7 protein-coding genes are annotated in these 6659 nt (G+C 67.9%); 5 read left to right on the plus strand and 2 right to left on the minus strand.

Features of this window, described 5'->3' with window-relative positions; translation table 11 throughout:
• Positions 1-427: 427 nt before the first annotated feature.
• From ARC20_RS00780 to ARC20_RS00800, 5 genes are all read left to right on the plus strand, one after another.
• Positions 428-922 (plus strand): peptidylprolyl isomerase, encoded by a 495-nt coding sequence (locus ARC20_RS00780; RefSeq protein ID WP_057642874.1) that lies wholly within the window; start codon positions 428-430, stop codon positions 920-922.
• 86 nt (positions 923-1008) lie between these two features.
• A complete protein-coding gene (locus tag ARC20_RS00785) occupies positions 1009-1995 on the plus strand; it encodes a malate dehydrogenase (RefSeq protein WP_057642877.1) in 987 nt (328 codons plus the stop codon).
• Between the two features lie 118 nt (positions 1996-2113).
• Positions 2114-2590 carry a DUF2501 domain-containing protein gene (locus tag ARC20_RS00790; protein ID WP_057642879.1) on the plus strand — a complete coding sequence of 159 codons (477 nt, stop codon included), beginning with the start codon at positions 2114-2116 and terminating at the stop codon, positions 2588-2590.
• A 128-nt stretch (positions 2591-2718) separates the two neighbouring features.
• Positions 2719-4593 (plus strand): propionate--CoA ligase, encoded by a 1875-nt coding sequence (gene prpE, locus ARC20_RS00795; protein ID WP_057642882.1) that lies wholly within the window; start codon positions 2719-2721, stop codon positions 4591-4593.
• 105 nt (positions 4594-4698) lie between these two features.
• Complete coding sequence (locus ARC20_RS00800) at positions 4699-5322, plus strand: hypothetical protein (protein WP_057642885.1); 624 nt, start codon at positions 4699-4701, stop codon at positions 5320-5322.
• A gap of 24 nt (positions 5323-5346) precedes the next feature.
• Here the strand turns inward: ARC20_RS00800 and ARC20_RS00805 are convergent, their stop codons facing one another.
• Together ARC20_RS00805 and ARC20_RS00810 are read right to left on the minus strand one after the other, a co-directional pair.
• Complete coding sequence (locus ARC20_RS00805; RefSeq protein WP_057642888.1) at positions 5347-5958, minus strand: glutathione S-transferase N-terminal domain-containing protein; 612 nt, start codon at positions 5956-5958, stop codon at positions 5347-5349.
• Positions 5959-6069: 111 nt separating this feature from the next.
• Positions 6070-6528, minus strand: coding sequence for a cell wall hydrolase (locus ARC20_RS00810; protein ID WP_057642890.1), 459 nt, complete (start codon positions 6526-6528; stop codon positions 6070-6072).
• Positions 6529-6659 lie beyond the last annotated feature (131 nt).

Raw genomic sequence — 6659 nt, forward strand, 5'->3', positions numbered from 1 at the left:
ACATGCGGAAGAGGGCCCGGGTGGCGCCAAGACGTGGGAGGTAAGCCGACCATTATACCCGTTGCGCTGCGCTGGGCGATGACAGGGGCGAATCCGGGCTATTCAGGTTGGCTGGGTGGGGGTTCTGATGCTTGAAAAGCGGCTGCCCAGAGGTTCCCGCGCGGCGCCCGGAGGCGGGGCCCGGCCAGGACACGCCGTGAACCCATCCCCGGGGGCTCGTCGGCGACATCCATGTCGCCAACGGTCCCGGCCGCCCCCCCCCCCGGACGCCCTCCGGGGATCTCGATGGACGGCGCGGAAAAGCGGGGTTCTCCTGGGCTGTGATGAGCACTCATCCTTTAGGGGAAGGGGTGGACACGGCAGCCGTCAAAACCGGGCGCGGGTGTATCCTATTGAGCTGACGATTGCCCATTACCCAAGGATTTCCATGTCCGTCATCGCCACTTTCGACACCTCCCGCGGCCCGATCAAGATCGAGCTGTTCGCCGACAAGGCGCCGCTGACCGTCGCCAACTTCGTCAACCTGGCCAAGCGCGGCTTCTATGACGGCCTGAACTTCCATCGCGTGATCGCCGATTTCATGGTCCAGGGCGGCTGCCCGGAGGGCTCCGGCCGCGGCGGCCCGGGCTACCGCTTCGAGGACGAGACCAACAACGGCGTGCGCCACGACCGCGGCGTGCTGTCCATGGCCAATGCCGGCCCGAACACCAACGGCAGCCAGTTCTTCATCACCCACGTGGCCACCCCGTGGCTGGACGGCAAGCACACCGTGTTCGGCAAGGTGCTCGAAGGCCTGGACGTGGTCGATTCCGTTGCCCAGGGCGACGTGATCAACAAGGTCACCCTGGAAGGTGACGTGGACGCCGTGCTGGCCGCCAAGGCCGACCGCGTCGCGGAGTGGAACAAGATCCTCGCCGCCTGACGTTTTCGCATTCCTTCCGGCCCGGTCATTCCGGGCCGGTTTGTTTCTCACCCCACTGATTCGCTTTACAAGCAGAGGAAACACCCATGAAGACCCCCGTACGTGTTGCCGTGACCGGTGCCGCCGGCCAGATCGGCTACGCCCTGCTGTTCCGCATCGCTTCCGGTGAAATGCTGGGCAAGGACCAGCCGGTCATCCTGCAGCTGCTCGAGCTGCCGGTCGACAAGGCCCAGGCCGCGCTGAAGGGCGTGATGATGGAGCTGGAAGACTGCGCGTTCCCGCTGCTGGCCGGCATGGTCGGCACCGATGACGCGGAAGTGGCGTTCAAGGACGCCGACATCGCCCTGCTGGTCGGCGCGCGTCCGCGCGGCCCGGGCATGGAGCGCAAGGACCTGCTGCTGGAGAACGCCAAGATCTTCACCGCCCAGGGCGCGGCGCTGAACAAGGTCGCCAGCCGCGACGTGAAGGTGCTGGTGGTCGGCAACCCGGCCAACACCAACGCCTACATCGCCATGAAGTCGGCCCCGGACCTGAAGCCGGAAAACTTCACCGCCATGCTGCGCCTGGACCACAACCGCGCGCTGAGCCAGCTGTCGACCAAGCTCGGCAAGCCGGTGGGCGGCATCGAGAAGCTGATCGTGTGGGGCAACCACAGCCCGACCATGTACCCGGATTACCGCTTCGCCACCGCCGACGGTGCGTCGATCGCCGAGGCGATCAACGACCAGGAATGGAACGCCGGCACCTTCATCCCGACCGTGGGCAAGCGCGGCGCCGCCATCATCGAGGCGCGCGGCCTGTCCTCGGCCGCGTCGGCCGCCAATGCCGCCATCGACCACGTCCGTGACTGGGTGCTGGGCAGCAACGGCAAGTGGGTGACGATGGGCGTGCCGTCCGACGGCAGCTACGGCATCCCGGAAGGCGTGATCTTCGGCTTCCCGGTGACCACCGAGAATGGCAAGTACACCCTGGTCAAGGGCTTGGAAGTCGACGACTTCAGCCAGAAGTACATCGACAAGACCCTGGCCGAGCTCGAGGAAGAGCGCGGCGGCGTGGCGCACCTGCTGAAGTAAGCAGCGCCCGCAGCGGTACCCCAGGACGCCGGCCTCGAGCCGGCGTCTTTTTTTGACCTGCCCTGAAGGTGGGGCGGACTAGGCTCGCCGCGTCCATCCGTGATGAAGGAGCCGGGCCATGAAGATTGCATGCATCATGCTGTCGATGGGGTTGCTGGGGGCCAGTGCCACGGCCACGGCGATCGACCTGAAGGGCGCGCAGGACAAGCTGACCGGGCAGCCGACCACCACCGCGCAGGACAGCTGGACGCCGCAGCCAGCCTCCACGACCGGCCAGGGCACCAGCGCGTTGACCGGTGCGCTGGGCGGCGGTTCGATGCCGGCGATCAGCTCCGGCGTCGGCGGCAATGCGGCCGGCGTGCTGCAGTACTGCATCAAGAACAACTACCTCAGCAGCGACGCGGCGAGCGGCGTGAAGGACAAGCTGATGGGCAAGGTCAGCGGCCAGAAAGAACAGAAGGCCGGTTACGACAAGGGCCTCACCGGCGTGCTCTCCGGCAGCGATGGCAAGACGCTGGACATGAATTCGATACCGAGCAGCGTGCGCAAGAAGGGCTGCGACTACGTGCTGTCGAACGCGAAATCGCTGATCTGAAACAACGCGCCTCGCGGGGCGCGGCGAACATGTTGCGCGAGTCGATCCATGCGACCAAGGTCGCAGGGATCGCTTCGTGCGCCCGCCCTATGCTGCGGAAAGCAGCCAAGGGTTCTGGGAGGGGCCACATGCGCTACGAGGACATCTATCGCCGCTCGATCGAACAGCCCGAGGAATTCTGGGCGGAGGCGGCGCAAGCCATCCATTGGCACAAGCCCCCGCAGAAAATCCTCGAGTACGACAAGCCGCCGTTCCGGCGCTGGTTCGTCGGGGGTGAAACCAACCTCTGCTACAACGCGGTCGACCGCCACCTGGCCGAACGCGCCGACCAGCTCGCCCTGGTCGCCCTCTCCAGCGAAACCGGCGTCACCCGCGAGCTCACCTATGCCGAGCTGCATCGGGAGGTGAATGCATTCGCGGCGGTGTTGAAGTCGCTCGACGTCGGCCGTGGCGATCGCGTGGTCATCTACATGCCGAACATGGCCGAGGCGGTGTTCGCGATGCTGGCCTGCGCGCGCATCGGCGCGATCCACTCGGTGGTGTTCGGTGGTTTCGCCGCGCACAACCTGGCCCTGCGCATCGATGACGCCAGGCCGAAGCTGCTCATCGCCGCCGATGCCGGCAGCCGCGGCGGCAAGATCATTCCCTACAAGCCGATGGTGGACGCGGCATGCGCCGAAGCCACGCACGCCCCGCCGAAGGTGCTGCTGGTGTCGCGCGGCCTGGACGCGGCGCAGCCCCGCATCGAAGGCCGCGACGTCGACTACGCGCAGCTGCGCGCGCAGGTCGGCGATGCCGAGGTGCCGGTCGAATGGCTGGAATCGAACGAGCCCAGCTACCTGCTCTATACCTCCGGCACCACCGGCAAGCCCAAGGGCGTGCAGCGCGATGTCGGCGGCTATGCGGTGGCGATGGCGCAATCGATGCGCACGGTGTTCGACTGCGCGCCCGACCAGGTGATGTTCTCCACTTCCGATGTCGGCTGGGCGGTCGGGCATTCCTACAACGTGTACGGGCCGCTGATCGGCGGCTGCACCTCGCTGCTCTACGAAGGGCTGCCGACGAACCCGGACCCGGGCATCTGGTGGGCATTGTGCGAACAGTACGGCGTGCGCACGATGTTCTCCTCGCCCACCGCGATCCGCGTGCTGAAGAAGCACGACGTGGATTTCATCCGCCGCCATGACGTCGCGCAGCTGAAATACCTGTTCCTCGCCGGCGAACCCCTCGATGAACCCACGGCCACCTGGATCAACGGCGCGCTCGGCAAGCCGGTCATCGACAACTACTGGCAGACCGAAACCGGCTGGCCCGCGCTGACCCTGCTGCCCGGCGTGGAAATGAAGCCGGTGAAGTTCGGCTCGCCCGGCTTCCCGAACCTCGGCTACCGCATGAAGGTGATCGACGAGCAGAGCGGGGCGGAAGTGGCACCCGGGCAGAAGGGCGTGCTCGTCATCCAGCCGCCGTTGCCGCCCGGCTGCATGAGCACGGTGTGGAACGACGACGCGCGCTTCCTGCAAAGCTATTTCAGCCACTTCAAGGAGCTGCTCTACAGCTCGCTGGATTGGGCGATCCGCGACGAGGAGGGCTATACCTTCATCCTCGGCCGCACCGACGATGTCATCAACGTGGCCGGCCACCGCCTGGGCACGCGCGAGATCGAGGAAGTCATCTCCGGCCATCCCGGCGTGGCCGAGGCGGCGGTGATCGGCATGCACGACGAACTCAAGGGCCAGGTGCCGGTGGTGTTCGCCACGATGAAGGTGGCGCCGCAGGACCCGGCCGGCACCGCGCTGGCGTTGCAGAAGTGCGTGGCCGACCAGCTCGGCGCGGTGGCGCGGCCGGCGCACGTCTATATCGTCAACGCGCTGCCCAAGACCCGCTCGGGCAAGTTGCTGCGCCGCTCGCTGCAGGCGCTGGCCGAACGCCGGGATCCGGGTGACCTCTCCACCCTGGACGACCCCGGCGCGCTGGAGGAAATCCGCCGGGTCCTGGGCCGATAGCGACCCCCGTGGCACTTCGGGCGGCACGGCAAACGCCGCCGCCCCGGATGCGCTACGCTTGGCCCCGGCGCGCGGAGAGGCGCGCCCACAGGGGGAGGGGACAACATGGGTTTTGCAAAGACCGAGGCGGGCCGCCAGGAGATAGAGGCGCGCACCCGTCGTTTACCGACCGCGCTGCGTTCGATCCTGCTGATGGTGGACGGACAGCGCAGCGACGCCGAACTGCGTTCGCTGATCGAAGGCCTCAAGGCACCGCCCGACGCGCTCGAGCAACTGCTCGACATGGGGCTCATCGCCGATACCTGGAACCTGGCGACCGGCAAGCCGGTGGCGCGGGCCACTGCGTCCGCCCCCGCGTCCGCCGACCTGGCGGCCGCGCTGCCGGCGGCTGCGGTGGCGAGTCCATCGGCCGATGCGCCGGTGGCGGTATCCGATGCGGTTGCCGTCGCGGCGCCCGCGGTCCAGGCCGTCGCACGTACCAGCACCGTGCCGGCGGCGACGCCGGACGCGGCCGGCGAATACCGCTGGCTGTACGACCGCATGAGTGGCGCGGTAGGCCGCTATCTCGGCCTGAAGGGCTACTTCCTGCAGCTGAAGGTCGAGCGCTGCACGGATGTCGCTTCGCTCCAGCTGGTGCTGCCGGACCTGGAGATCGCGCTGCGCAAGGCGCGCGGCGATGCCTTCACCGAGCAGTGGCTGGAAGAAACCCGCCAGCCCGTGTCGTCCTGAGGACGACACGGGCGGTACGACGACTCAGGCCAGGCCTTCGGCCTTGAGCGCGGCCTGCACGTCGGCGTCCTCGCTCATGCGGGTGAAGAACGCGGCGAGCCCGTCCAAGCCGGAGAGATCCACGCCCACGCGCTGGGCCCAGCGCAGCGTCACGAACAGGTAGGCGTCCGCGCCGGAGCGCTCGCCGGCCAGCCAGGCGTGCTCGCGCAGGCGTGCGTCCACGCGCTCGTACAGGGCGCGCAGCTTCTTCAGCGCGTCCTGCTTGCTCAGGTCGATGTACTTCTCGTCGCCCAGGTAGGCGGTCGCGCCGAAGATCGGCTTGAAGGCCGGGTGCAGGTCGGCGTTGACGAAGGCGATCCAGCGGGCGATCTCGGCGCGGTTGCGCGCGGTGCCGTCGCCGCCCAGGCCCGACAGCGGCGCGGTATCGGCGATGTAGCCGAGGATGGCGGCGTTCTGGGTGAGCACCCAGTCGTCCACGGTGAGGACCGGGACGGCACCGGCCGGGTTGAGCTTCAGGTAGGCCGGCGCCTTCATGCGCTCGGCGTCCATCACTTCCAGCTCGAACGGCAGGCCCGACCAGCGCAGCACGATATGGTCGGCCAGCGAGCAGGCGCCGGGCTTGGTGTAAAGCTTCATGGGAACTCCGCGGTGGATGGACCGCGCATTATCCGCATGAACCCCCGTGATGGCAGCGAGGCGCCGGCGCACGTTGCGTTGCGGCCGGCGCGCTTGCTTTCCCCGCCCGCGTCAGGACGCGCGCGGGCGCAGCTTCTGCACTCTATAGAAGGTGTGGTCGCCGATCGTCGCCACCTGGTAGGCGTTGCGCCAGCTCGGGCTGGCGATCGCGCTGGCGGCGAAATGGCTCGCCCCGGGCACGATCTCCTTGCGCTGGCCAATCGGCAGCGCCCAGTTTTCCTCGGCGGCGAAGGCCACGCCGACGGCCTTGTTCCAGGCGTCGTTGTTCTTCAGCTCGGTGCCGGGGGCCACGAGCGTCGGGGCGAACTGCTTGCGGGCGGTGACCACCTCGCACATCGAATCACCCCACAGGCCACTGTCGAGGCGGCGCAGGGCGACCTCGGCGACGGCCTGCTGGCCGCGAAGGGTCTGGTCGCGGGCTTCCAGGTACACGGTGGTGCTCAGGCACAGCGAATCGGCGGCCGGCTGCGGCAGAAGCTGCGACAGCCAGAGAATCCAGGCCAGTTTCATGGGACTCCTTGCTCCGTATGGGTCGACACCGGCTTTTCCTCCAACGCGGGGCGGGAGCAGGGCGGGTCACGACTTGGCGTCATGGGGAGGCGGCCAGACGGGCCGCCCGGGTTCCGGCCAAGGAATGTGAG

This window comes from Stenotrophomonas panacihumi (assembly GCF_001431645.1).
GTDB classification, from domain to species: domain Bacteria; phylum Pseudomonadota; class Gammaproteobacteria; order Xanthomonadales; family Xanthomonadaceae; genus Stenotrophomonas_A; species Stenotrophomonas_A panacihumi.